This window comes from Mycobacterium sp. NGS18 (assembly GCF_059813185.1).
In genome coordinates this window covers 144077-169136 of the sequence record NZ_JCALEC010000004.1, presented here as the reverse complement: position 1 = coordinate 169136, position 25060 = coordinate 144077, and the positions used below count along the sequence as shown (strand labels likewise).

The following is a 25060-nucleotide window of genomic DNA, read 5'->3' as shown; positions in this document are numbered from 1 at the left end:
TCACCGGATGCGTTTCAACCCCCCGCCCAACTGGCCGCCTGCGCCGCCCGGCTGGGCGCCGGATGCCAACTGGGCGCCGGATCCGTCGTGGCCGCCTCCGCCGCCCGGTTGGCAGCTGTGGGTCGACGACTCGACTCCGGTGCCCTATCCGCCGTACGCGGCGCCGTGGCCGATGCCGATGCCCGAGCACCGGCCGCGCAAAATGTTGTGGCTTTCGCTGGCCGCGGCCGCGGTTGCCCTCGTGGTGGTCCTCGGACTGGTGCTGAGCTTCGGCGGTCGCCTCACGGCCGAGGACAAGCCGTCCCGCAAGCCCGACATCACCGAGCTGACGTCGGACATGCTGGTCGACCGGGCTTCCTTCCCGGACCCCTCGGGCGGCAAATGGATCAGCGGGGTCAACGACGCCGGTGACGCTCCTTCGGAGATGCCGAATCTGACCGTCGACCCGCCGGAATGCGCTGACTTCTACTCCAGTCCCACGTCGGCCACCCAGACGGCGACGGCCACGTTGGCCAAGCTGCAACCCGGTGGTCTGCACTCGATGAGGGTGCGCCTGGCGCTGACGCCGGATCGCCCGAACCTCAAGGCCTTTGTGGACAAGTGTCAGTCGTTCCGACAGACCTTCGAGGCCGGTGGGCGCAGCGTCACCACCGATATTCAGCTCAGCCCGCTCGATGCCGAGGGGGTGCCGCCCTGGGCGGTCGCGACGGTGATCACGAGCTCCAGCAAGGCCGCCATCCGGTTGCCGATCGCGATCACCGCTTCCACGATCTCCGGTTACTACCGCGGGGTGCTCGTCGTCGCCACCAGCAATGACATCGGGCTGCGAACCGGCAACGACGACGCCGACGCTGAGGCGGCCAACGCCGAGGCACTGGTGAAGCTGTTTAACACCCAGATCGAGAAGCTCGAAGCCGCCTCGTAGGCCCCGGCAGCCCCAGTGGCCCCATGGCTGGACTGGGTAGACGCGTCCGAATCGGATAGCGCCGGCGCTATCGCTGGAGCTTCGTGCCCACTGATATCGCTTCCGATATCCGATTCGAACAGCTCACTATGCCGAGTTGGCGGTGCCAATGGTGCTGTTGGGGCCGAGGTTATCTCGACCACCGCGGGCGACCACCGCCGTCGCGACCAGCACCGCAACCGACACCAACGCCGCCAGCTGCACCCCCGCGGAATGGCCGGCATAGCCGTCGACCGACCGCCACGGATGCCGGCACAACACCGCACCCGCCAGGATCAGCCCGCCGGCACTCAACCCCAGCCGGGCCGCATCAAAGGCCCGCCGACGATGCCGCAGCGCGAACATCAGGGCCAGCGCCGCCCCGAACACCGCGGCTCCGGCGGTCCCGGCGATCAGCGCGCCGACCGTCAACGCCGCCACCACCGCCGCCCGGCGGCCGGGCTCCCAGGGCTGCGCCGGGGGACCGGGATCACCTCTCCGGCGTGCCGGCCACCAGGCCAGCAGGGCCAGCAGCGGCAAGAGGGCCAGACCGCCGGCCATCCCCAGGCGGTACATCCGGTTGGGTCCAAAGGTCAGCGTGAGCGTGCTGTCGGTACCTGCCGGCACCACCCAGCCCTGCTGCCATCCGTTGACCGCCACCGGAACCAGTCGGGTGCCGTCCTGCGTGCGCGCCACCCAGCCGCCGTTGATGCTCTCCGGAACGACCAGCACCCGCGGAGTCGCCGCGCCGGGCACCGTCACCTCCCGACGGGCCGCATCCCACGTGCCGATGTCGGCGGGCGTCGTCGTGGATCCGGCCAGACTGTGCGCCGCCGTCGGCCCGGACAGCGTCGCGCTGTCGATGACGAACGCCGAACCCGGACTGATCAGCAACTCCTGTTCGCCGGGCGGCAACGCGATCGGCCGCTTGTCGCAAGGGCGTGCCGGCACCGGTTGGTCATCGAGCAGGGCACCCACGGTGGTCGTGATCGAGGTGTGGACGAACCGGCCGGCGATCGCGATGATCGGGCCGTGGCCGCAGCCCAGGCTGACCCGGCGCGACCGGTTGCGCGACGGGTCGGCGGGCGCGACCGGACGGCCGTCGGCGCCGAGCACCCTGACCTCGGCCAGCCCCGGCGGTTTGAGCTGGTCGAAGCCGATCGCCGTGCGGTCGATCACATCCTCCCAGCCCAGCAGACTGATGGTGACGGTGTCGGTGACCCGCGGTTGCAACGCCACGCGCTGGTCGTCGGAGTCGTCCAGTTCCCGTACCTGCGGGCCGGAGCCGAGATCGATGGCCACCATGGTGGGCCGGGCCGGCAGCGGCGACCTGCTGGCGGCGAACTGCAATCCGGCCACGTGGACCGGCCGCGGCAGCGTCAGGGTCAGGGTCGGCGGAGAGCGGTGGGCGACCACCCGCTGCGACGCGGTCCAGGAGGTGCGCGGATCACCGTCCGCGGCGGCGTAGGCCGATCCGAGCACGTCGAGCACGTCGGCATCGCCATGGGCTCGGGTGGTGCCGGGCTCGGCGATCAGGTCGACCAGATTGGGCCCCTGACGTGGCCGCACCCACACCATCGGGGTCACCGAGATCGGCCGCGGCACGTTCAGGGTGCGGCTGAAGGTGGCGGGCTCCTCGGGCTCCAGCATCATCGAGGCCGCGCAGCGGACGGTGTCGGCGGTCGCCGCACACCCGGTCCGGCCCGGCAGGCCGGCACCCAGATCCCACTGCGCCACGTGTGCGCCCGCCGGCGGGGCCGGCACCAGCGCGGTGTGGCGCAGGTCGACCGGATGCGCGAAACCCGAAGCGTCGTACTGGGTGACCGACAAGTCGGTGATACCGAACTGCACGCCGCGCGATCCGTCGTCGGTGCCGGAGGCCGTGATGCGCACCCAGGGCGTCTCACCGTAGGGCAGCGCGGCGGTCAACGGCTCGCCGGCGTGGTCGAACCGCAGCGTGGTGGTGCCGTTGACGGTCGAGATCTGGATCCGCCGCACCTGCGCGCCGACGGCCGTCGCGCTGGGCGTCACGGTGATGGTGCCGTTGGTCAACGGACGATCGAAGTCCACCTGCAGCCACTGACCGACCGCGGACTGCAGCGCGTTGGACACCCAGGCGGTGCCCGAGTCGCCATCGATGGCGGCGGCCGGCGACGTCGACGGCGCGACGTCGGGCAGGGTGGTGGCGTCCGAGGAGGAACTCGACGCGGTGAGTCGCCCGCCGACCCAGCCGCCGAAGACGGTGGCGGCCCCGGGCGTCGGATAGTCCGGCACCCGGCTGTGGGTGTGGCGGGAGTCGCCGGCGGCCCGGATCGTCGATGAGTGGTCGTCGACCCGGCCGTAGTCGGTTTCGCGCGCCAGCGGGGTATCGGTGACGGTGACTCCGACATGGCGCGGCGGCCCCAGATCGGCGCGGCGGGCATCAGCGGTCATCAGCACTGGGCCCAGCACCGGCTCGCCGCGCAACCGACGGTGTTCGTCCAGTCGCAACAACACCTCCGGGCCCCCGGCGACCCGCGGCATCGCATCGAGCTCGGCCAGATACGGCGCGCCCGGGTTGGCGCCGGCGTCGCCGACCCGGTAGATCTCGATCGCCGGATAGGCCGGGCGCAGGCCGCTGTCGGAGACGAATCCCGGCACCGTGCCCGACCCCACCGGCTCGCCGAACTGCGCCACCAGGTGCAGTCCCGGAGAGCCGTCGACGGCGCGGTGCACCAGCAGCGGTCGGGCCGACCGCGAGGTGTCGGGGTCCAAGTCGTTACGTACCACCAGATACGAGATGCCTTGGCGGGCAAGGGTGTCGGCCAACCCAGCTGAGGGGCGGCCGGCGGCGAACAGGCGCTGCACCGAGTCCAGTGCCCGGATGGTCTGCGGTGGGGTCAGCGGAATCGAGTCCCGCACCCCCCACGGACCCGCGTCGAGCACCTGCAGGGGTTCGTCGTGACTGCTGCCCCAGGTCTGGGTGGCGAACGGCGCCCCCGGCGCCACCAGCACCCGTCCCGGGGTAGGGCCGCCATTGTTGTGTTCGTCGAGCCAGGCGGCGGCGTCGCGCCAGTATTGGGGCAGCGCGGAAAACGTCCCCGGCGGGGTGAGCCGGCCGGTCCAGGCCAGCGACGTGCTGACCATCAGCGCCGTCAGGAGCACCAGCCCGACCGCGGCCGCCTTGTGGTGCTCGGGGTGAACGTAAGCGCGCCGCCACACCGGCGCCGGGGCGCTGCCCGGCAGTGGGATACGGCCCAGCAGGTAGGTGAGCCCCAGCACCAGCGGGATCCGGATCACCGACTCGAGCTTGTGGACGTTGCGCAGCGGGGCTCCGGCGCCGTCGAGAAACGCCTGCACCAGAGGCGCCAGCGGCGAGCCCAGGCTGCCCGCATAGCCGAGGGCCAGCAGTGTCACCCCGATGAGCAGCATGGCCACCAGCCGCCCGGCGCCGGGAAGCTGCCGGCGCAGCATGCCGGTCAGGCCGGCGAGCCCGCCGGCGGCCACCAAACAGGTGCCCAGGATCATCACCGGGCGGGTGACCAGCGGCGCGCCCGCGGTGGCGTTCGGCGCGACGAACGGCGTCCAGCTGTGCGTGCCGCGCAGCATCTCGGTCAGCGACGTCCACCGGGTCGTCACACCGGCAGATTCGATGAAGTCCAGGAACGGCGGACTGACCCGGCCCAGCAGCACCAGGGCCACCACCCACCACGTCACGGCCAGCGCCAGGGCCAGCAGCCACCAGCCGGTGAAGGACAACCAGCGCCGGGTCGGGCGATGACACAGCCACCAGAGGATCGCCGGCAGGCAACCCGCCAGCGTTGCGACCGCATTGACGGCGCCCATCAGGGCGACCGCCACCCCGGCCTGGCCGGCCAGCATACGCACCGGTCGCGCCGGAGTTTCGGTGTCCGGGGCGCCGAGCGCCCGGATGACCGGCAGCAGCACCCACGGCGCCAGCATCATCGGCAGCGTCTCCGAGGAGATCGAGCCCAGGGTGGTCAACACCCGCGGCGACAGCGCGAAGGCCGCGGCGCCGATCAGCCGCGCCGTCGGCGTCCCGATCCGCAACGTCTCGGCGACCCGCAGCAGGCCCCAGAATCCGACCGTGAGCAGCAGGGCCCACCACAGTCGCTGGATGACCCAGCCGGGCAGCCCCACCAGGTCGCCGATCAGGAAGAAGGCGCCGTGCGGAAACAGGTAGCCGTATGCCTGGTTCTGCACCTGGCCGAACGGCAGCTCGCTGCTCCACAGGTTGACGGCGCGGGCCAGAAACCGCAGCGGAGCAGCGGTCAGGTCGAGCTTGGTGTCGGGGGAGATCCGTCCGGGCGCCTGGATGAAGCTGCAGGCCAATGAGAGTGTGCCGACCAGCCACAGCCAGCGCCGGGACAACGGTGTCACATCCTGCGACTCCGCCTGCGAACGGCCGGAAGCCGGCGGCGTTCGCAGGTCAGCCGCGGTTGCCGTATTCCACCCTGTTCAGCACCGAGGACGCCGGGTCGCCACCGGCGATCTGCGGCTTGGTGTCTTGTTGCACCATCAAGGTGACGCCGAAAACAGCCGCCGCACCGAGCAACACCCCGACGACGATGCTGATGGCCGCCGGCACCACGAATCGAGGCATGCTCTGGCTCCTTCCGCAGTCCCGCGACGTGATCTCGGGGCACCGTCAAACCCCGCTGGCCCCGACCGCCAACCTAGCATGCGGGCCTTGGGTGGCCTGGTGTTCCGGCCGTGACAGCATGGTGCAATGCCACGACCGATGCCTGGATCGCTGACTCGCCACCTGCCCGGCCTGCTGCTGGCGGCCGTGATGCTGCCGGCGCTGGTGACGGCCTGCTCGACCCGAACCCAGCCCTCCGAACCGTCAACGGAATCGGAGTCCGCTGGCGCCACGACGGCTGCTGCAGCACCGGTCGATCCGGTCTGCGAGCAGCTGGCGGCGTTGCCGCTCCGCGACAAGTTGGCGCAGCTGGTGATGGTCGGCGTCCGCGATGCAGCCGACGCGCGGGCAGTGGTGAGCGATCACCATGTCGGCGGCATCTTCATCGGCAGCTGGACCGAGTTGTCCATCCTGACCGACGGTTCGCTCAAAGAGATCGCCGGAACCGACGGGCTGCTGCCGCTGGCGGTCAGCGTCGACGAGGAGGGCGGCCGGGTGTCGCGGCTGTCGAAGTTGATCGGGCCGTCGCCGTCGGCGAAGGAACTGGCCGCCACACGCAGCGTCACGCAGGTGCGCGAGCTGGCGGCCGAGCGGGGACGCAAGATGGCCGAGCTGGGCATCACCGTCGACTTCGCGCCCGTCGTCGACGTGGTGGACGCCGGCACCGACGACGAGACGGTGATCGGGGACCGCTCGTTCGGGTCGGATCCGGCCAAGGTCACCGAGTACGCCGGGGCGTACGCCCAAGGGCTGCGTGATGCCGGGCTGTTGCCGGTGCTCAAGCACTTCCCGGGTCACGGCCACGGTTCCGGTGACTCGCACACCGCCGGCGCGGTGGCCACGCCGCCGTTGGCGCAGCTGCAGGACAACGATCTGGTGCCCTACCGCACACTGGTCAGCCAGGAGCCGGTGGCCGTGATGCTGGGCCACCTGGAGGTGCCCGGCCTCACCGAAGACCCCGCCAGCCTGAGCCCGGCCGCGGTCAACCTGCTGCGCACCGGCACCGACTATCACGGCCCGGCGTTCTCCGGGCTGGTGTTCACCGACGACCTGTCGTCGATGGCCGCCATCACCGAGCATTACGGCGTCGCCGAGGCGGTGCTGCGCAGCTTGGCGGCCGGTGTCGACATCGCGCTGTGGGTCACCACCGACGACGTACCGGCGGTGCTGGATCGCCTCGAGCAGGCGGTGGCCGCCGGCGAACTGAAGCAAGAGGGGATCGACGCCTCGCTGGCGCGGGTGGCCGCGGTCAAAAAGCCCGGTACCCACTGCCAACGGTGATCTCGCCGCCGCGACCGATCACAGAAGTTACTCTTCGGTAAGATCGTCCGGCAGGCAGAACGCGGAAGGACCCGGAGTCGATGGCAGCGGGCAGCAAGCGGTTACCCAGGGCCGTACGTGAACAGCAGATGCTCGACGCCGCCGTGCAGATGTTCTCGATCAACGGCTACCACGAGACCTCGATGGACTCGATCGCGGCGGCCGCGCAGATCTCCAAGCCGATGCTGTATCTGTACTACGGCTCCAAAGAGGAGCTGTTCGGAGCCTGTCTGGACCGCGAGCTGCAGCGCTTCGTCGAGGCGGTGCGCACCGCCATCGACTTCCAGCAACCCCCGAAAGACCTGCTGCGGAACGCGGTTCGGTCGTTCCTGCACTACATCGACGCCAACCGGGCGTCCTGGATCGTGATGTATGCCCAGGCCACCAGTTCGCAGGCGTTCGCTCATACCGTGCGCGAGGGCCGCGAGCGGATCGTTGAGCTGGTCGGCCGGCTGTTGCGCGCCGGCACCCGCAACCCCGAGCCCGGCGTCGACTTCGAGCTGATGGCGGTGGCGCTGGTGGGCGCCGGCGAGGCGATCGCGAGCCGGGTCAGCACCGGCGACACCGACGTCGACGAGGCGGGCCAGCTGATGATCGACCTGTTCTGGCGTGGCCTCAAGGAAGCCCCGGGCGGGCGCGACGGAGCCGAGAGCGCCGCTGCCGGCTAGATCGCCCGCACCGCGCCGGTCAGATACGGATAGCCCTTGGCGACGTTGCGCAGCGCCAGATCCCAGCCGCCCTCGACCCGGTCGACATAGAGGCCCGGGCTGGCCGGCAGCAGCATCGGCTTGCCGAACTTCACCGCGTACTCCACCGCGTCCGGCAGGGCCCCTTCGATGTTGGCCAGAACCGCTGCCGCCGAGAACATCCCGTGGGCGATCGCGGTCGGGAAGCCGAACAGCTTAGCGCCGATCGAACTGGTGTGGATCGGGTTGTGGTCGCCACCGGCCGAGGCGTAGCGCCGGATCTGGCCCGGCGTGACCCGCAGCACCGCATTGGGCGGTCCCAACTTGGGCTGTTTGGCCGGGGGCGGCTTCGGCTCGTCGGACAGGCTGGTGCGCTGCTGGTGCAGGAACGTCGTCACCTGATGCCAGGCTGGGTCGTTGCCGACGTTGATGTCGGTGACGATGTCGACCAGCAGACCCTTGCGATGCTCGCGCAGGTTCTCCGCGTGCACGCTGACCCCGACGGTGTCGGTGACCGCGATCGGGCGGTGTTGGACGATTCGGTTCTCGGTGTGCACCGAACCCATTGCGGCGAACGGGAAATCGAACCCGGTCGCCAGCTCCATCACCCTCGGGAACGTCAGGGCGAACGGGTAGGTCAGCGGCACCTGATCGCCGTAACGCAACCCGGTGGCCGCCGCGTACTCGGCGACGTGGCCCGGGTCGATGGCCAGCTCGTCGACCCGCAATGTGCGGTCCGGCACGGTGCCGGCGCGCGGCACGAATGGCAGCGCCCCGGCGACCGCCCGCAACATGTTCTTGATGCCACTTGGTTGAGTCATTTCGACTATGCCCCCAGCATGGCCTGGCCGCAGACCCGGATCGTGTTGCCGGTCACCGCATTCGACGCCGGGCTGGCGAAGTAGGCGATCAGCTCGGCGACGTCGACGGGCTGGCCGCCCTGGAACAGCGAGTTGAGCCGGCGGCCGACTTCGCGGGTGGCCAGCGGGATCGCCGCGGTCATCTCGGTCTCGATGAAGCCGGGAGCGACGGCGTTGATCGTGATGCCCTTGGGCGCCAGCACCGGCGCCAGCGCATCGGTCAGCCCGATCATCCCGGCTTTGGTGGCCGCGTAGTTGGTCTGGCCGCGGTTGCCGGCGATGCCGGCCATCGACGACAGGCCGATCACCCGGCCGCCCTCACCGATGCTGCCATTGGCCACCAGGCCCTCGGTAAGCCGTTGCGGGGCAAGCAGGTTGACCGCCAGCACCGCGTTCCACCGGGCGTCGTCCATGTTGGCCAGCAGCTTGTCGCGGGTGATGCCGGCGTTGTTGACCAGCACGTCGGCCTTGCCGCCATAGTGCTCTTTGAGATGGGCGGCGATCTGATCGACCGCGTCGTCGGCGGTGACGTCCAGGTCCAGCGCGGTGCCGCCCACCCGGGCGGCCGTCTTCTCCAGCGCTTCGGCCGCCTGCGGCACGTCGATCGCCACCACCTTGGCGCCGTCGCGGGCGAACACCTCGGCGATGGTGGCCCCGATACCGCGCGCGGCGCCGGTGATGATGGCCACCTTGCCCTCCAGTGGGCGGTCCCAGTCGGCGGGAGCGGTGGCGTCGTCGGCGCCGACGTAGAACACCTGCCCGTCGACGTAAGCCGAGCGGGCCGACAAGATGAACCGCATCGTCGATTCCAGGCCGGTGGCGCCGGGCTTGGCGTCCGGCGACAGGTACACCAGCTGCGCGGTGGCGCCGCGCTGCAGTTCCTTGCCCAGCGAGCGGGTGAAGCCCTCCAGCGCGCGCTGGGCGATCCGCTCGTCGGCGCTGCCGGTCGCATCCGGGGTGGTGCCGACCACGACGAGCCGGCCGCAACGGCCCACGTTGCGCAGCAGCGGCGTGAAAAACTCGTGCAGCGCGGTCAGCCCGGCCGGTGACGTGATGCCGGTGGCATCGAAGACCAGCCCGCCGAACGAGTCGGCCCACCGGCCGCCGAGGTTGTCGCCGACGACTTCGTAGTCGTCGGCGAGCGCGGCGCGCAGCGGTTCGGCCACCCGGCCGTCTCCGCCGATCAACAGCGGTCCGGCCAGCGGCGGCTCGCCGACCCGGTAGCGGCGCAGCGTCTCGGCCTGGGGGACGCCGAGTTGCTTGGCCAGGAACGATCCTGGGCCGGAGTTCATGATCTGGGACAACAGGTCCGAGGGAAGCTTGGGAGCCACTTAGCTGCCTTCCGTGTGGGGACGTGTGCCTGGTGCAGGCGACGGTGTCGACAACGAACTTACTCCAGAGTAAGAATACTGGGTAGTATCACGTCCAATCGCCCCGGCAATGCGGGGCGCCCCAGTAGACGGAGAGATCGTGGCATCTGGATCTGCTGCTAAGTCCACACCCGCCGACACCGGCGCGCGACGTCGCGTCGCCGTCCTCGGTGGCAACCGCATTCCGTTCGCACGGTCCGACGGCGCCTACGCCAGCGCGTCCAACCAGGACATGTTCACCGCGGCGCTCGGCGGCCTGGTCGACCGGTTCGGGCTGGCCGGCGAGAAGCTGGACGCGGTGATCGGCGGCGCAGTGCTCAAGCACAGTCGCGACTTCAACCTGATCCGGGAATGCGTGCTCGGCTCGGCGTTGTCGCCCTACACGCCCGCCTTCGACCTGCAGCAGGCCTGCGGCACCGGCCTGCAGGCGGCGATCTGCGCAGCCGACGGTATCGCCGCCGGTCGCTACGAGGTGGCCGCCGCGGGCGGGGTGGACACCACCTCCGACGCGCCCCTGGAGGTCGGCAACGAACTGCGTCGCACCCTGCTGGCGTTGCGTCGGTCCAAGTCGAACATGCAGCGCCTCAAGCTGGTCGGCAAGCTGCCGGCCACCCTGGGGGTGGAGATCCCGGCCAACAAGGAGAACCGCACCGGGCTTTCCATGGGCGAGCACCAGGCGATCACCACCAAGAAGATGGGGATCAAGCGGGTCGACCAGGACCAGCTGGCCGTCGCCAGCCACCGCAACATGGCCGCCGCCTACGATCGCGGCTTCTTCGACGACCTGGTCACCCCGTTCCAGGGCCTCTACCGCGACAACAACCTGCGGCCCGAGTCGAGCCCGGAGAAGCTGGCCACCCTCAAACCGGTGTTCGGAGCCAAGGCCGGCGACGCCACCATGACCGCGGGCAACTCCACGCCGCTGACCGACGGCGCGTCGGTGGCGCTGCTGGCCAGCGAGGAGTGGGCGGCCGCGCACAAGCTGACCCCGCTGGCCTACTTCGTCGACTCCGAGACCGCCGCCGTCGACTATGTCAACGGACCCGATGGGCTGCTGATGGCCCCGACCTACGCGGTGCCGAGGTTGTTGGCCCGCAACGGTCTGACCCTGCAGGACTTCGACTTCTACGAGATCCACGAGGCATTCGCCTCGACGGTGCTGTGCCACCTGGCGGCGTGGGAGTCCGAGGAATACTGCAAGGAGCGACTGGGACTCGATGCCGCGCTGGGTGCCATCGACCGATCCAAGCTCAACGTCAACGGCTCGTCGCTGGCCTCCGGGCACCCGTTCGCGGCCACCGGCGGGCGGATCGTGGCGCAGGCGGCCAAGCAGATCGCCGAAGCCAAGGCCGCCAAGAAGAACAAGCCGGTGCGTGCGCTGATCTCGATCTGTGCCGCCGGCGGCCAAGGCGTGGCCGCAATCCTGGAGGCATAGCGCCGGCCCGCGGGACGGGCCGTCGATAACCACGTTTGTGTCGGGCCACCCCGGGGTAGTCCACAGCACGGCGCGCTCCGTGTGGTCGTCTGCCCCCAGCGTTAGCGCGGAGCAGCCTGGGCTTGGCTCGCCGCTGGACTGAGGGGATCCAGCGGCGGCCAACCTCTTTCGGTTAACCTCGTCGGCTTCGAGCCGCTCCGATCGCGGCGTCCCACAGCAGCAATGCGGAGGCCTTCAACTGCGCCGGCCTGGCCAGATCCCGGGCCATCAACGCGGTAGCCGCCGCCTTGGTCTTCGCCGACGCCTTGGACAGGTGACCGGAGTCGAACGGCGGCTGCGGGTCGTATTCCATCGACAACTGGATGACCTTCGCGCGGTCCTCGCCACCGATTCGCCCGGCCAGCCACAACCCGAGATCGATGCCGGCCGAGACTCCGGCGCAGGTGACGATGTCACCGGAGTGCACGATGCGTTCGTCACCGACCGGGGTGACGCCGAATGCCTTCAGAGCGGGAAGCGCCAGCCAATGTGAGGTGGCCCGCTTACCGGCCAGCAGCCCGGCGGCGGCCAGGATGATCGACCCCGAGCACACCGACGCCGTCCAGGTCGCCGTCGCATGGGCTTGCCGCACCCACGCCAACAGTTTCTCGTCGCGGGCGTGCTCGGTCGTGGTCATGCCGCCGGGCACCACAATGACGTCCGGAGAAGGGGTTTCGTCGAATGAGTGGGTGGCTCCGACGATGAGCACACCGGAATCGGCGGTGATCGGGCCGGGCTCGTGCCAGACGAACCGCACCTGTGCGTCGGGCAGCCAGCGCAGCACCTCGTAGGGGCCGATGAAATCCAGGGCGGTGAAGCCGGGATAGAGCACGATTGCGATTTGCATGGGTTGTCCTTCCGGTGTCAGGCGAACGTCTTGCGGTAGTGGTCGGGGGAGATGCCGAGCCGACGGATAAAGGTGCGGCGCAACGTTTCCGCGGTGCCGAAGCCGCAGCGGCCGGCGATCGCGACGACGGTGTCGTCGGTCTCTTCGAGCTGTCGGCGCGCAGCCTCGGTACGCACCCGCTCCACGTAGGCGCCCGGCGCGAGTCCGACCTCGTCGGTGAAAACCCGGGTGAAGTGCCGAGGACTCATCGCGGCATGGGCGGCCAGGTCGGAGATCCGGTGCGGGCCAGCGGGTTCGGATTCGACCAGTTGTTGCACGTCGCGGATCGGCGCACGGCGCGCCCTCGGTAGCCAGACCGGGGCCGCGAATTGGGTCTGCCCGCCCGGCCGTCGCAGGTACAGCACCAGCCAGCGGGCCACGGTCTGGGCCACCTCGGTGCCGTGATCGTCTTCGACCAGCGCCAGCGCCAGGTCGATCCCGGAGGTGACACCCGCGGCGGTCCACACCGATTCCGAGCTCCGCAGGAAGATCGGCTCCGGGTCGACGCTGACCGCCGGGAACTCCCGGGCCAGCGCGTCGGCGAACGCCCAGTGCGTGGTGGCTCGGCACCCGTCGAGCAGCCCCGCCGATGCGGCCAGAAAAGCCCCGGTGCACACACTGATCACTCGTCGGCTGTGCGCCGAGGCGATACGGATCCACTCCAGAACCTGCGGGTCGGCCCGAGCTGCATCCACACCGCTGCCGCCGGGCAGCACCACCGCGTCGACGGCATCGGTGGGGTCGGGCAGTGCGCTCGTCGCCAGTGCCAGTCCGCTGCTGGTGGCGATCGGCTCGCCCCCGGCGCTGGCCACCGTGACCTCGTACCCGTCGTCGCCGCGGCCGGCGCCCAGCAGGGCCAGCGATGCCCCGGCGAACACCTCCGACGGCCCGAACACATCCAGCGCTTGGACGCCGGGATAGCCCACGATGATGACCTTGTGTGTCACGCCCCCAGTGTCAGCCGCCGAACCCGGTGGCGTCTACGCCATACATCCCACTAATCAGGCCATGCCCTCTCTCGCCGAGCAGACGCGTAAGCCCCCATTTCGCCTCTGATTTGGGGGCTTTCATGTCTGGTCGCCCGGATGAGGGCCGCCAATGGCAACAGGCCCCCGGGGGATCGCCCCGGAGGCCTGCGCGGTCTGTGGTGTTGTCAGCGCTTAGAAAGCCGCTTCGTCGAGCTCCATGATGTCGTTGTCGATGGCGTCGATCACCGAGCGGGTGCTGGTCAGCAGCGGCAGGAAGTTCTTGGTGAAGAACGACGCCACCGCGATCTTGCCTTCGTAGAAGGCCCGGTCAGCACCCTCGACACCGGCGTCGAGCTTCTCCACGGCCACCGCGGCCTGGCGGGCCAGCAACCAGCCGATCACCAGGTCGCCGACGCTCATCAGGAAGCGCACCGACCCCAGGCCCACCTTGTAGATGCTGGAGATGTCCTCCTGCGCGGCCATCAGGTAGCCGGTCAGCGTCGCCGCCATTCCCTGCACGTCGGCCAGTGCGGTGGCCAGCAGCTCCCGCTCCGCCTTGAGCCGGCCGTTGCCGGACTCGTTGGCGATGAACGCCTCGATCTCGCCCGCGACGTGGGCCAGCGCCTGGCCCTTGTCACGGATGATCTTGCGGAAGAAGAAGTCCTGCGCCTGAATCGCCGTGGTGCCCTCGTAGAGCGAGTCGATCTTGGCGTCACGGATGTACTGCTCGATCGGGTAGTCCTGCAGGAAGCCCGAGCCGCCCAGGGTCTGCAGGCTCTCGGTGAGCTTGGCGTACGCCTGCTCGGAGCCCACACCCTTGACGATCGGCAGCATCAGGTCGTTGACCTTGACCGCCAGCTCGGCGTCCACCCCGTGTAGGGCCTCGGCCACCGCGGCGTCCTGGTAGCTGGCGGTGTAGATGTACAGCGCCCGCAGACCCTCGGCGTAGGCCTTCTGGGTCATCAGCGACCGGCGGACGTCCGGGTGGTGGGTGATGGTCACCCGCGGTGCGGCCTTGTCGGTCATCTGGGTCAGGTCGGCGCCCTGCACCCGCTCCTTGGCGTACTCCAGGGCGTTGAGGTAACCGGTGGACAGGGTGGCGATGGCCTTGGTGCCCACCATCATCCGGGCCTGCTCGATCACGTCGAACATCTGCGCGATGCCGTTGTGCACCTCGCCGACCAGCCAGCCCTTGGCCGGGACCCCGTGCTGACCGAAGGTGAGCTCACAGGTGGCCGAGACCTTTAGGCCCATCTTGTGCTCGACGTTGGTGACGAACACGCCGTTGCGCTCGCCGAGCTCGCCGGTCTCGAAGTCGAACAGGAACTTCGGCACGAAGAACAGGGACAGGCCCTTGGTGCCCGGCTTGGCGCCCTCGGGGCGGGCCAGCACCAGGTGGAAGATGTTCTCGAACAGGTCGTCGGAGTCAGCAGAGGTGATGAACCGCTTGACGCCGTCGATGTGCCAGGAGCCGTCCTCCTGCTGGACGGCCTTGGTGCGGCCGGCGCCCACGTCCGAGCCGGCATCCGGCTCGGTGAGCACCATGGTCGAGCCCCAGCCGCGCTCGGCGGCGATGACGGCCCACTTCTTCTGCTCTTCGGTGGCCACGTGGTAGAAGATGTTGGCGAAACCGGTGCCGCCGGCATACATCCACACCGCCGGGTTGGCGCCGAGGATGTGCTCGTGCAAGGCCCACATCAGCGCCTTGGGCATCGGCATGCCGCCGAGCTCGTCGACGACGCCGACCTTGTCCCAGCCGCCTTCCAAGGTGGCGCGCACCGACTTCTTGAACGACTCGGGAAGTGTGACCGTGTGGGTGGCCGGGTCGAACACCGGCGGGTTGCGGTCGCCCTCGACGAACGAGTCAGCAATCGGGCCTTCGGCCAGCCGGACCATCTCGCCGAGCATCTCGGTAGCGGTGTCGACGTCCAGGTCGGAGTATTCGCCCTGGCCGAAGACCCGGTCCAGGCCGAATACCTCGAACAGGTTGAAGAGCTGGTCACGGACATTGCTCTTGTAGTGGCTCACTACTTCCTCCTCATGGAATGCCACCTGTGGTTGGGTACTAGGCTTAAGTTACCCACCAGTAACGTGCCCTGAAATATACCCCCTGGCGGCCACAGTGCAAGCCAGTGTGAGCTACATCGTCAAAGCTAACTAACCAACCAGTTGGTCTCCCCAGGTCAGCGGCGGGAACGCACCGCTCCCCCCAGGTGGCGGCGCGGCGGGTAGGGTTCTTCAGCGACCCGATCCGACGAGGTGAACGAGTTCCGGTGAATGCCCACGTAAGTTCCGCGAGCAATCTGAGCCCATCGTCGCTGCGGGAGGCGTTCGGCCATTTCCCGTCCGGCGTGGTGGCTGTTGCGGCCGAGGTCGACGGCGTCCGGGTCGGGCTGGCGGCCAGCACCTTCGTGCCGGTGTCGCTGGAGCCGCCGCTGGTGTCGTTCTGCGTGCAGAACACCTCCACGACCTGGCCCAAGCTCAAGGACTCGCCCCGGCTGGGCATCAGCGTGCTCGGCGAGGCTCATGACATCGCCGCGCGCACCCTCGCCGCCAAGACCGGTGACCGCTTCGCCGGGCTGGAGACGGTGACCAACGACGGTGCGGTGTTCATCAAGGGCACCGGGGTGTGGCTGGGCAGCTCAGTTGAGCAGTTGGTTCCCGCCGGGGACCACACCATCGTGGTGCTGCGGGTCTGCGACGTGACGGTGGATCCCGAGGTCGCGCCTATCGTGTTCCACCGCAGTGGGTTTCGCCGGCTCGGAGGCTAGACCACTTAGAACGGTGGGGGATCGTCACCGCCGGTGCCGGGTGTTATGTGGGGGAACAGGGCGGCGTGGCGGGCGGTTCGGCGGGCTTCGCGGGCTTTCCGGTTCTGGTTGCGTTCGGTGTTGATGCGGGCCGCCCGGTTCTGGGCGCGGGTGCGCCGGCGCCGCGGCATCATGGCGGTGCGCTGCCCGCACGGGACCTCGGGTTCCCGGTCAGAGCGTGCCAGCTCTCCGGTGGGCGCACATAGGTGGGGAAACAGCAGTGCACTGCCCGGGGTGGTGACATAGGTCTGCCCCGACGGTGCGGTCAAGATGAGCGTGCCATCGGGCAGCTGGGCATCGCGCCAGCCCCAGAATGTTTTGACCAGGTGGTGGGTGCGGCAGTAACACTTCAGGTTCGAGGCGTGGGTGGGGCCGCCGTCGGCGTAAGGGATGGTGTGGTCGATGTCGCAGTCCAGGGCGGGGCGGTCGCAGCCGGGCCAGCGACAGGTCAGATCCCGGGCGCGCACGAACGCCGCTAATGCTGCCGAGGGCGCATAACCCGTCTCGGGCGGGGCATCACCGGGGTGGACCAATGACACCAGGCGTGCTGAGCGGGCGAGTTCTTCGACCATCTCTGGCGGCACCAGCCCATTGGCTTCGACCATCCAGCCCGGTTCGATCCCGGTGCCCTCGACAGTGGCCTGCTCGGCGATCACGTGAATGATTACCGGTGCGGCGCCCGGGCGTTTTCCCGCGGCACAATCGGGGCGCCCGCAGCGGCAGCCCAGCCGATCCGCTCGCGCGGCCAGCGCCCCCAGGGCATCGGAGCGGCGCTCATCACGACTGCGCGGGTCGTGCTCGCACACCGTGGCCGCCAACGCATCCAAGGCCTTGCCCAGAGCGCGGGCGTCGGTGGTGAACAGGCTGCCGTAGATCTCGGAGATCCCGCCCTGTTGATCGCAGAACGCAATTTCGCGCCCCGCCTGGCGTTCTTTGCGGCGCCGCACCGCATCGGCGTCGGCGTTGGCCACGATCTTGTCGATCTTGCCCGCCAGCCGGGCCGCGGTCAGCGACGCCCACCGCGGCACCTGCAGCGCCAACGCGGCATCGACGGCGGCTAACACCTCACGGTCGGTGATCAACTCGGTGCGATAGACGATGGTCTGAAACAGTCGAAGGTCGATATCGCCGGCCCGAAACACCTCGGCGACCTTGGGCAACTCTTCGCACATCGCCCGGGCATACCGCAGTCGGCTGCCGGCCAGCGCCTGGCTGATCCGCAACGCCGCGGCCACTTCGGCGGTGACCGCCGCGGCGGTGTCGATCGCCCAGTCCTCGGTCTCGCCGCACCGGCTCAACCGCAGCGCAAACAACTCCCCGATCGCCACCAGGTGCGCCGCCGCCGCGCGATTCTCCGCCCGCGCCGAGGCGCAGATCTGATCCACCAAGGCCGCTGACTCCGGCGTCGTCGCAGGATGGCGCTGCGAAAACCACGCACTGAACTGCGCCACCGACGCCGGCGACGGCGGCCCCGACCTCGACGACTCGAACATACGTTCGACTATACCAGAAGTTGACGACGCCCCCCGGCGCCTTCGCCGAAGATGCAATGCTCGCCGCGGATGTGTTGCTATGGGCAGATGGCGACTCTCAGTAGTGACCCCGGGCAGTTGCGGTCCACGGCCGAGACGCTGGTGGCCGAGGCGGCGGAATTCGTGCGGCGTCGCCGCGCCGAGGTGTTCGGCGCGGAAGCAGCCGGCTCGGCCCACGACCTGGTCCACACCAAAAGCACTCCGACCGATCCGGTGACGGTGGTCGACACCGAGACCGAGCGCTTCATTCGCGACCGGCTGACGCAGCTGCGGCCCGGCGATGCGGTGCTGGGAGAAGAAGGCGGCGGCTCCGGCGATGTCTCGGGACGAGAACCCGGCGCTGTCACCTGGGTGGTCGACCCGATCGACGGGACCGTCAACTTCATGTATGACGTGCCCGCGTACGCCGTGTCGGTGGCGGCCCAGATCGGTGGGACCTCGGTGGCCGGCGCAGTCGCCGACGTGGTCGGTGACCGGATCTACTCGGCGGCCAGCGGGCTGGGCGCCCAGGTCACGGACCGGGGCGGCACGGCCGCGCTGCGCTGCAACGACGTCTCCGAGCTGTCGGTGGCGCTGCTGGGTACCGGGTTCGGGTATTCGCGCGGGCGCCGAGCAGCGCAGGCCCAGTTGCTGGCGCGGCTGCTGCCGATGGTGCGCGACGTGCGTCGGATCGGATCAGCGGCGCTGGACCTGTGCATGGTGGCTGCCGGGCGCCTCGACGTCTATTACGAGCACGGGATCAAGCCGTGGGACTACGCGGCGGGATCGCTGATCGCGGCGGAGGCGGGTGCGCGGGTGGTGCTGCCCGGCCCCGAGATCGACAGCGCGGACGCGATCATCGCCGCGGCGCCGGGTATCGCCGACGAATTCATCGCAACGCTGCAGCGCGAGGGCGGTCTCGGGCCGATTTCGCAGTAGCGTGACGCGCACTTGAATTGTGACTGAATTCACCGCGTCGGGGCAATTGTCGCCTATCACGCTTTGACCTCTGTTTGATCACATCGGTATAACGGAGCGTGCAAATCCGCTCTGTGCCAGCGGCGTCGCAAATAGCGCGGAACGTAACTGATGACGGCAAAGTAACCGAATGTGTAGGTCGAAAAGATGACGATTGCGTACGCAATTGAGAACGCCCGGGTCGATACGGACCCGATTCCCCAGATCACCCTCAATGACCGGACGGCCATGCCCGTCCTCGGCCTCGGGGTCGCGAAGCTCTCCGACAAGGAGACCGAGGCCTCCATATCGGCGGCCTTGGCGAACGGCTGCCGGCTGATCGACACCGCCGCGTCCTATGGCAACGAAGCCGTGGTGGGCCGCGCCATCGAGAAGTCCGGGGTGCCGCGCGAGGAGCTGTTCGTCAGCACCAAGCTCGGGACGTCCCGGCAGGGTTACGCCAGCACGCTGGACGCCTGCCGCGAGAGCATCGACAAGCTCGGGCTGGACTACCTGGACATGTACTTGATCCACTGGCCGGCTCCGCAGGTCGGCAAGTACCTCGACAGCTGGCAGGCCATGATCCACGCCCGCGAGGAGGGCCTGGTCCGCTCGATCGGTGTCTGCAACTTCACCGAGGATCTGCTCACCGAGCTCGTCGACGAGACCTCGGTGGCGCCCGCACTCAACCAGGTCGAACTGCACCCGCTTCTCAACCAGGAGGAGCTGCGCCGGTTCCACGCCCAGCACCGCATCGTCACCGAGGCGCACAGCCCGCTGGGCTTCGGCGAACGGCACATCATCGTTCGGGTGATCGACAACCCGACGGTGAAGGCGATCGGGGCCAAGCACGACCGGTCACCGGCGCAGGTGCTCATCCGGTGGAGCCTGCAGCTGGGCAACGTGGTCACGCCGCGGTCGTCGAAGCCACACCGGATCGCCGAGAACTTCGACGTTTTCGACTTCGAACTCAGCGACGACGACATGGACGTCCTCAACGGACTGCACAACGGGACCCGGATTCACCACCACCCGATGACGTTCGTCGGCACTTAGGAGCGGAACTCCCGCCACATCTCGGGGTAGGGACCGCCCAGCGGTGCCGCCGGGGCCAGGATCTGCGCTATCGCGGCCAGGTCATCGGGGCTCAAATCCAGGTCCACTGCCGCGGCACTGTCCTGCAGATAGCCGGCCTGCTGAGCGCCGACGATCGCGACATGCACCCCGGGCTGCGCCAACGCCCGGCCAGCGCGAGCTGGCTCAGCGTGACACCCAGATCTGACGCCAGGGACCGAAGTCCCGCAACGACTTTGAGGTTGCGAGCGAAGTCGTCGCCGCTGAAGATCCCGCTGCGGGCCCGCCAGTCGTCGGCGGCGAGACTGCTGTCGGAGGTGATGGCCCCGGTCAGCAGGCCGTGCGCCAGCGCACCGTAGACCAGCACGCCGATGTCGTGGTCGCGGCAGTAGGGGAACAAGGTGTCCTGCAGTCCGCGGCGCAACATGTTGAACGGGGGCTGGACGGTTTCCACCGGCAGCGTGGCCGAGAACTCCGCGATCTGCTCGGCGTCGTAGTTCGACACCCCGACGTGGCGGATCTTGCCGGTCGCCACCAAATCGGCCAGCGCGCCGGCGGTTTCGGCCGCCGGCACGGCCGGGTCGGGCCAGTGCACCTGATAGAGGTCGATGTGATCGACGCCGAGCGCGGCCAGGCTGGTGTCGACGTCGTGGCGAAGCCATTCGGGCCGTGCGTCGCGGACCGGTCCGTCGTCGGTCTCCCGCAACCCGCCCTTGGTGGCGATCAGCACCTCGTCGCGGGCGTGGTCCAGGTCGTGACGCAGCGCGGTGCCGAGAATGCGCTCGGCCGTTCCGAACCCGTACTCGTGGGCGGTGTCGAAGAAGTTGAACCCCAGCTCGCGGGCCCGGCGGACGATCGCGATCGCGTTGTCCTCGTCGACGTCACCCCACGCACCGCTGAACTCCCAGGTGCCCAGCGCCAAGCGCGAGACTCCGAGGCCGCTTCGACCCAGTGTGGTCGTCTGCATGCTCAGTCGGGCTTGCGGCGGAAGATCTTTCGGCCAAGCCAGACCACCGGGTCATAGCGGTTCCCGGCCACCCGCTCCTTCATCGGAATGATGGCGTTGTCGGTGATCGTGATGTGTTCCGGGCAGACCTCGGTGCAGCACTTGGTGATGTTGCACAGCCCCAGGCCGGCCTCGTCCTGGGCGAAGTCGCGGCGGTCGGCGGTGTCCAGCGGGTGCATGTCCAACTCCGCCAATCGGATGAACATCCGCGGCCCGGCGAACCGCGGCTTGTTCTCCTCGTGGTCGCGGATGACGTGGCAGACGTTCTGGCACAGGAAGCACTCGATGCACTTGCGGAATTCTTGGGAGCGTTCCACGTCCCGCTGCTGCATCCGGTACTCGCCGGGCTTGAGATCCGCCGGCGGCTTGAACGCCGGCATCTCGCGAGCCTTCTCGTAGTTGTAGGACACATCGGTGACCAGATCCCGGATCACCGGGAAGGTCCGCACCGGGGTGACGGTGATGGTCTGGTCGGGGTCGAACGTCGACATCCGCGTCATGCACAGCAGTCGCGGGTAGCCGTTGATCTCGGCCGAACACGACCCGCACTTGCCGGCCTTGCAGTTCCAGCGCACCGCCAGGTCCGGGGTCTGGGTCGCCTGTAACCGGTGGATGACGTCGAGCACCACCTCGCCTTCGTTGACCTCGATCTCGAAGTCCTGCAGCTCACCGCCGTCGACGTCACCGCGCCAGACCCGCAGCTGGGCGTTGTATGTCATTACGCTCTCCGTCCCGGGTGTTGGGCCAGCTCTTCGTCGGTGTAGTACTTCTCCAGCTCGGAGATCTCGAACAGTTCCAGCAGGTCCTCGCGCATCCCGGACCGGATCTCGGGGGTGATGGTGATGTCGGGGACCTCACTGTCGTCCGAGGCACGGCAGACCAGCAGGGTCTTACGCCAGTTGGAGTCCATGCCGGGGTGGTCGTCACGGGTATGCCCGCCGCGACTCTCGGTGCGTTGCAGCGCCGCCTTGGCCACGCACTCGCTGACCAGCAGCATGTTGCGCAGGTCGACTGCCAGATGCCAGCCCGGGTTGTACTGCCGGCCGCCGTCGACGGCGACGGCGGCGAACCGGGCCTTGAACTCCTCGAGCCGGGAGAGCGCTTGCTCCAGCTCGCCGGCGTTGCGGATGATGCCGACCAGGTCGTTCATCGACTGCTGCAAGTCGGCGTGCAGGGTGTACGGGTTCTCCGCGGCCCCGCCGCTTCGGTCCAACGGCGCCAGCGCCAGCTTGGCTGCGGCGTCCAGCGCCGCCGGCGCCACGGCCGGCCGACTGTCCAGCTTCTGCACGTATTCCGCGGCCCCCAGGCCGGCGCGCCGGCCGAAGACCAACAGGTCCGATAGGGAGTTTCCGCCCAGCCGATTGGAGCCGTGCATTCCACCGGAGCACTCACCGGCGGCGAACAGTCCGGGGACCACCGAAGCGCCGGTGTCGGGGTCGACCTCGATGCCGCCCATCACGTAGTGGCAGGTGGGGCCGACTTCCATTGCGTCCTTGGTGATGTCGACCTCGGCGAGCTGCATGAACTGGTGGTACATCGAGGGCAGCCGGCGCTTGATCTCCTCAGGTGTCAGGCGCGAGGCGATGTCGAGGAACACCCCGCCGTGCGGCGAACCGCGCCCGGCCTTGACTTCGGAGTTGATGGCGCGGGCCACCTCGTCGCGGGGCAGCAGGTCGGGCGTGCGCCGGGCCGAGTCGTTGTCCTTGAGCCACTGATCGGCCTCTTGCTCGGTCTCGGCGTACTGACCTTTGAACACCGGCGGGATGTAGTTGAACATGAACCGGGTCCCGTCGGAGTTCTTGAGCACCCCGCCGTCGCCGCGCACGCCCTCGGTGACCAGAATCCCTTTCACGCTGGGCGGCCAGACCATCCCGGTCGGATGGAACTGGACGAACTCCATGTTGATCAGCGTCGCGCCGGCCCGCAGCGCCAAGGCGTGCCCATCGCCGGTGTACTCCCAGGAGTTCGAGGTCACCTTGAACGACTTGCCGATGCCTCCGGTGGCCAGCACCACCGCCGGCGCCTCGAACAAGACGAACTTGCCGCTTTCCCGCCAATAGCCGAACGCGCCCGAAATGGCGCCGCTGGCCTCATCTTTGAGCAATTCGGTGATGGTGCACTCGTGGAAGATCTTGATCTTGGCTTCGTAGTCACCGAACTCCGCGTGATCGTCCTGCTGCAGCGAGACCACCTTCTGCTGCATGGTGCGGATCAGCTCCAGCCCGGTGCGGTCGCCGACGTGGGCCAGCCGCGGGTAGGTGTGACCACCGAAGTTGCGCTGGCTGATCTTTCCCTCTTTGGTGCGGTCGAACAACGCGCCGTAGGTCTCCAGCTCCCAGACCCGCTCCGGCGCCTCCCGGGCGTGCAGCTCGGCCATCCGCCAGTTGTTCAGGAACTTCCCGCCGCGCATAGTGTCCCGGAAGTGCACCTGCCAGTTGTCCTTGGCGTTGACGTTGCCCATGGACGCAGCGCAGCCGCCTTCGGCCATCACGGTGTGCGCCTTGCCGAACAACGACTTGCACACCACTGCCACGCTCAGGCCCTGCTCGCGGGCTTCGATCACCGCGCGCAGGCCAGCGCCGCCGGCACCGATCACGACCACGTCGTAGGAGTGCCGTTCGACTTCAACCATGAATTCTCGCTTACCCTTCGTGTGATTGCGGCGTTCAGCCGATGAATCGGAAGTCGGTGATGACGCCGCTGGAGACCATCCAGATGTAGAAGTCGGTGAATGCCAGGGTGGCCAGCGTGATCCAGGCGAACTGCATGTGCCGGCCGTTGAACCAGCTGATCTTCGTCCAGAACCAGTAGCGCACCGGGTGTTTGGAGAAGTGATTCAGGCGGCCGCCGAAGATGTGCCGGCAGGAATGGCAGCCGCCGGTGTAGGCCCACAGCATCGCTACGTTGACCAGCAGCACGATGTTGCCCACGCCGAAGCCGAATCCGCCCGCGCCGTTATTGGCATGTACCGAATAGAACGCGGTGATCGCGTCGTACGTGTTCAGCGCCGTGATCGCGAGCGCGGCGTAGAAGAAATAGCGGTGGCTGTTCTGCAGGATCAGCGGGAATCGGGTTTCGCCGGTGTAGCCGGCGCGCGGCTCGGGGACGGCGCAGGCCGTCGGTGACTGCCAGTAGGCGCGGTAGTAGGCCTTGCGGTAGTAGTAGCAGGTCAGTCGGAAGGCAAGCAGGAACGGCAGCACCAGCATGCCCATCGGGACCCACCACGGCGCCGCGAATGGGATCCATACCCCCAGGTGACTGGAGCCGGGCACGCACGACTCCCAGATACACGGCGAGTAGAACGGCGTCAGGTAGTGGTAGTCAGACACCCAGTACCCGCTGCCCCAGAACGCCCGGACGGTTGCGTAGATGACCCAGGCGGTGAGGCCCAGGTTCACCCGCAGCGGCGACAACCACCAGCGGTCGGTACGCAGAGTGCGATTCGCGATTCGGGCGCGAGTCGCCGAGAAGACGCCGGTGCCAGGACGGTTCACGGCGGGTGCGCTCATCTAGTGGGTTCCCTTCGGCTGGATTCGTCGGAGGGCGCCCCTATGCAAGCAGCACCCGATGGTGTCAGTACCTGCCCTGGCCGCCGACGCCCTCGTCGTCGACGTCACGCCAGAATTCGCTGTCGTACTCGGTGTCGGGGATGGTGATCTTGTCCTGGGCGCGTTCGGCAGCCCAGCGCTGCAGGTCGAGTTCTCCGGCGTCGGATTCGAGGAGTTCGACATCGGTGAGGATGCGCTCGGCGTCCATTTCGATGCGGCGCATCCCGGGTATGTCGCCGAACCGGGTTTTCAGCCCCAGCACGCAACGCCGCAGGTCGCCAATCAGGGCGTGCAGTTCGGCGAGTTCACTAGTGCCAGACACCGGTGCCTCCTCAGGTGTTACGGATCACAGTACGTTCACCCGATGCTAGTCACATCCGGAACGGAACGTGAGACAGATCACGTTGCGGTGCTGGCGTGTTCGCCGCACGAAAAACCCCCACACACGGTGTGTGCGGGGGTTTTCCGGGCCTTCGCCGATTACCGGCCTACTTCGTGATGGCGATCCGTCGCGGCTCGCTGCCCGCGTACACGCCGGCCACCCGGACGGTCAGCACACCGGCGTCGTAGGACGCGGTGACGGCCTCGCCGGTGACATGTGCCGGGACCGCGAACGAGCGGCGGAAGGATCCGTAGCGCACCTCGCGCAGCGTGCGCTTGGTCTCGGCGTCGGTCTCGGCGCGCTCATCGCGACGTTCGCCGCGGACGACCAGGCGGCCGCCGTCGAGTTCGACCGTCACGTCCTTGTCCACGTCGATGCCGGGCAGCTCCAGTCGGACCACCGCGTCGTCGCCGTCTTGGGTGATCTCGGCGGCCGGGCTGAACCCGCTCGGCGCCCGCCAGTCGCTGGCCGTCGCCGGGCCGAAGAAGTCGCGTACCCACCGGTCGGTGTCGAAGGGACGCTGCCACAGGGTCAGGGTGCTCATGGTGTCGCTGCCTTTCTTGAAGATCGATCTCTGCGTGCCGGTCGGTCGCCGGCCCGTCACCGAGTAGAACTTGAGTCGA

General features: G+C 68.6%; 20 protein-coding genes and 1 pseudogene. 7 read left to right on the top strand and 14 right to left on the bottom strand.

Features of this window, described 5'->3' with window-relative positions; all coding sequences use genetic code 11:
- The first annotated feature begins 7 nt into the window (after positions 1-7).
- Entirely contained in the window at positions 8-925 is a 918-nt protein-coding gene (locus AC5Y31_RS09915; RefSeq protein ID WP_499980014.1) for a hypothetical protein, read from the top strand.
- 126 nt (positions 926-1051) lie between these two features.
- On the opposite strand, the gene AC5Y31_RS09910 is transcribed toward AC5Y31_RS09915, so the two are convergent.
- Positions 1052-5323 (bottom strand): alpha-(1->3)-arabinofuranosyltransferase domain-containing protein, encoded by a 4272-nt coding sequence (locus tag AC5Y31_RS09910; RefSeq protein WP_499980011.1) that lies wholly within the window; start codon positions 5321-5323, stop codon positions 1052-1054.
- Between the two features lie 49 nt (positions 5324-5372).
- A complete protein-coding gene (locus tag AC5Y31_RS09905; protein WP_019738802.1) occupies positions 5373-5546 on the bottom strand; it encodes a DUF2613 domain-containing protein in 174 nt (57 codons plus the stop codon).
- 138 nt (positions 5547-5684) lie between these two features.
- Between AC5Y31_RS09905 and AC5Y31_RS09900 the strand changes: the two genes are divergently transcribed.
- Together AC5Y31_RS09900 and AC5Y31_RS09895 are read left to right on the top strand one after the other, a co-directional pair.
- On the top strand, positions 5685-6866 hold the full coding sequence (locus tag AC5Y31_RS09900; protein ID WP_499980346.1) for a glycoside hydrolase family 3 N-terminal domain-containing protein: 1182 nt from the start codon (positions 5685-5687) through the stop codon (positions 6864-6866).
- Between the two features lie 80 nt (positions 6867-6946).
- Positions 6947-7573 (top strand): TetR/AcrR family transcriptional regulator, encoded by a 627-nt coding sequence (locus AC5Y31_RS09895; RefSeq protein WP_065024401.1) that lies wholly within the window; start codon positions 6947-6949, stop codon positions 7571-7573.
- On the opposite strand, the gene AC5Y31_RS09890 is transcribed toward AC5Y31_RS09895, so the two are convergent.
- Positions 7570-8412, bottom strand: a complete 843-nt coding sequence (locus tag AC5Y31_RS09890; RefSeq protein WP_499980005.1) for a MaoC/PaaZ C-terminal domain-containing protein — start codon at positions 8410-8412, stop codon at positions 7570-7572. The genes AC5Y31_RS09895 and AC5Y31_RS09890 overlap by 4 nt on opposite strands.
- Before the next feature lie 5 nt (positions 8413-8417).
- Positions 8418-9782, bottom strand: a complete 1365-nt coding sequence (locus tag AC5Y31_RS09885) for a 3-oxoacyl-ACP reductase (protein WP_499980004.1) — start codon at positions 9780-9782, stop codon at positions 8418-8420.
- A gap of 109 nt (positions 9783-9891) precedes the next feature.
- On the opposite strand from AC5Y31_RS09885, the gene AC5Y31_RS09880 reads away from it, so the two are divergent.
- Positions 9892-11256: an acetyl-CoA C-acetyltransferase gene (locus tag AC5Y31_RS09880; RefSeq protein WP_499980002.1), complete on the top strand. Its 1365-nt coding sequence runs from the start codon at positions 9892-9894 to the stop codon at positions 11254-11256.
- A gap of 172 nt (positions 11257-11428) precedes the next feature.
- Here the strand turns inward: AC5Y31_RS09880 and AC5Y31_RS09875 are convergent, their stop codons facing one another.
- The 3 genes from AC5Y31_RS09875 to AC5Y31_RS09865 form a co-directional block, all read right to left on the bottom strand.
- Positions 11429-12142: a DJ-1/PfpI family protein gene (locus AC5Y31_RS09875; RefSeq protein WP_499979998.1), complete on the bottom strand. Its 714-nt coding sequence runs from the start codon at positions 12140-12142 to the stop codon at positions 11429-11431.
- Positions 12143-12159: 17 nt separating this feature from the next.
- Positions 12160-13128: a GlxA family transcriptional regulator gene (locus AC5Y31_RS09870; RefSeq protein ID WP_499979997.1), complete on the bottom strand. Its 969-nt coding sequence runs from the start codon at positions 13126-13128 to the stop codon at positions 12160-12162.
- A 213-nt stretch (positions 13129-13341) separates the two neighbouring features.
- The gene (locus tag AC5Y31_RS09865; RefSeq protein WP_499979996.1) at positions 13342-15177 is read right to left on the bottom strand and encodes an acyl-CoA dehydrogenase; all 1836 of its coding nucleotides are present in this window, start codon (positions 15175-15177) and stop codon (positions 13342-13344) included.
- 245 nt (positions 15178-15422) lie between these two features.
- Here AC5Y31_RS09865 and AC5Y31_RS09860 point away from each other — a divergent pair, with 245 nt between their 5' ends.
- Positions 15423-15920, top strand: coding sequence for a flavin reductase family protein (locus tag AC5Y31_RS09860; RefSeq protein ID WP_065024407.1), 498 nt, complete (start codon positions 15423-15425; stop codon positions 15918-15920).
- Between the two features lie 5 nt (positions 15921-15925).
- Here the strand turns inward: AC5Y31_RS09860 and AC5Y31_RS09855 are convergent, their stop codons facing one another.
- Positions 15926-17452, bottom strand: coding sequence for an HNH endonuclease signature motif containing protein (locus AC5Y31_RS09855; RefSeq protein WP_499979993.1), 1527 nt, complete (start codon positions 17450-17452; stop codon positions 15926-15928).
- 87 nt (positions 17453-17539) lie between these two features.
- On the opposite strand from AC5Y31_RS09855, the gene AC5Y31_RS09850 reads away from it, so the two are divergent.
- Together AC5Y31_RS09850 and AC5Y31_RS09845 are read left to right on the top strand one after the other, a co-directional pair.
- Positions 17540-18409 (top strand): inositol monophosphatase family protein, encoded by an 870-nt coding sequence (locus AC5Y31_RS09850; RefSeq protein ID WP_499979991.1) that lies wholly within the window; start codon positions 17540-17542, stop codon positions 18407-18409.
- Positions 18410-18595: 186 nt separating this feature from the next.
- Positions 18596-19483, top strand: coding sequence for an aldo/keto reductase (locus tag AC5Y31_RS09845; protein WP_499979990.1), 888 nt, complete (start codon positions 18596-18598; stop codon positions 19481-19483).
- On the opposite strand, the pseudogene AC5Y31_RS09840 reads toward AC5Y31_RS09845, so the two are convergent.
- The 6 genes and pseudogenes from AC5Y31_RS09840 to AC5Y31_RS09815 form a co-directional block, all read right to left on the bottom strand.
- A pseudogene (locus AC5Y31_RS09840) lies at positions 19480-20468 on the bottom strand (aldo/keto reductase). The gene AC5Y31_RS09845 and the pseudogene AC5Y31_RS09840 sit on opposite strands and share 4 nt — an antisense overlap.
- Positions 20469-20470: 2 nt before the next feature.
- A complete protein-coding gene (locus AC5Y31_RS09835) occupies positions 20471-21226 on the bottom strand; it encodes a succinate dehydrogenase/fumarate reductase iron-sulfur subunit (RefSeq protein ID WP_065023059.1) in 756 nt (251 codons plus the stop codon).
- Entirely contained in the window at positions 21226-23139 is a 1914-nt protein-coding gene (locus AC5Y31_RS09830) for a fumarate reductase/succinate dehydrogenase flavoprotein subunit (protein WP_065023060.1), read from the bottom strand. The genes AC5Y31_RS09835 and AC5Y31_RS09830 overlap by 1 nt, the downstream gene beginning before the upstream one ends.
- A gap of 34 nt (positions 23140-23173) precedes the next feature.
- Positions 23174-24016 (bottom strand): succinate dehydrogenase subunit SdhC, encoded by an 843-nt coding sequence (gene sdhC, locus AC5Y31_RS09825; RefSeq protein ID WP_065023061.1) that lies wholly within the window; start codon positions 24014-24016, stop codon positions 23174-23176.
- Positions 24017-24080: 64 nt separating this feature from the next.
- Positions 24081-24377, bottom strand: coding sequence for an Rv0250c family protein (locus AC5Y31_RS09820; RefSeq protein WP_065023062.1), 297 nt, complete (start codon positions 24375-24377; stop codon positions 24081-24083).
- A 166-nt stretch (positions 24378-24543) separates the two neighbouring features.
- Entirely contained in the window at positions 24544-24981 is a 438-nt protein-coding gene (locus tag AC5Y31_RS09815) for an Hsp20/alpha crystallin family protein (RefSeq protein WP_499979988.1), read from the bottom strand.
- Positions 24982-25060 lie beyond the last annotated feature (79 nt).

Bases quoted from the DNA above. Each gene is read 5' to 3' on its own strand.
- AC5Y31_RS09875 (WP_499979998.1), bottom strand. From the start codon at position 12,142: ATGCAAATCGCAATCGTGCTCTATCCCGGCTTCACCGCCCTGGATTTC.
- AC5Y31_RS09900 (WP_499980346.1), top strand. From the start codon at position 5,685: ATGCCTGGATCGCTGACTCGCCACCTGCCCGGCCTGCTGCTGGCGGCC.
- AC5Y31_RS09855 (WP_499979993.1), bottom strand. From the start codon at position 17,452: ATGTTCGAGTCGTCGAGGTCGGGGCCGCCGTCGCCGGCGTCGGTGGCG.
- AC5Y31_RS09815 (WP_499979988.1), bottom strand. From the start codon at position 24,981: ATGAGCACCCTGACCCTGTGGCAGCGTCCCTTCGACACCGACCGGTGG.
- AC5Y31_RS09905 (WP_019738802.1), bottom strand. From the start codon at position 5,546: ATGCCTCGATTCGTGGTGCCGGCGGCCATCAGCATCGTCGTCGGGGTG.
- AC5Y31_RS09845 (WP_499979990.1), top strand. From the start codon at position 18,596: ATGACGATTGCGTACGCAATTGAGAACGCCCGGGTCGATACGGACCCG.
- AC5Y31_RS09890 (WP_499980005.1), bottom strand. From the start codon at position 8,412: ATGACTCAACCAAGTGGCATCAAGAACATGTTGCGGGCGGTCGCCGGG.
- AC5Y31_RS09895 (WP_065024401.1), top strand. From the start codon at position 6,947: ATGGCAGCGGGCAGCAAGCGGTTACCCAGGGCCGTACGTGAACAGCAG.
- sdhC (WP_065023061.1), bottom strand. From the start codon at position 24,016: ATGAGCGCACCCGCCGTGAACCGTCCTGGCACCGGCGTCTTCTCGGCG.
- AC5Y31_RS09835 (WP_065023059.1), bottom strand. From the start codon at position 21,226: ATGACATACAACGCCCAGCTGCGGGTCTGGCGCGGTGACGTCGACGGC.
- AC5Y31_RS09915 (WP_499980014.1), top strand. From the start codon at position 8: ATGCGTTTCAACCCCCCGCCCAACTGGCCGCCTGCGCCGCCCGGCTGG.
- AC5Y31_RS09830 (WP_065023060.1), bottom strand. From the start codon at position 23,139: ATGGTTGAAGTCGAACGGCACTCCTACGACGTGGTCGTGATCGGTGCC.
- AC5Y31_RS09880 (WP_499980002.1), top strand. From the start codon at position 9,892: ATGCGGGGCGCCCCAGTAGACGGAGAGATCGTGGCATCTGGATCTGCT.
- AC5Y31_RS09850 (WP_499979991.1), top strand. From the start codon at position 17,540: ATGGCGACTCTCAGTAGTGACCCCGGGCAGTTGCGGTCCACGGCCGAG.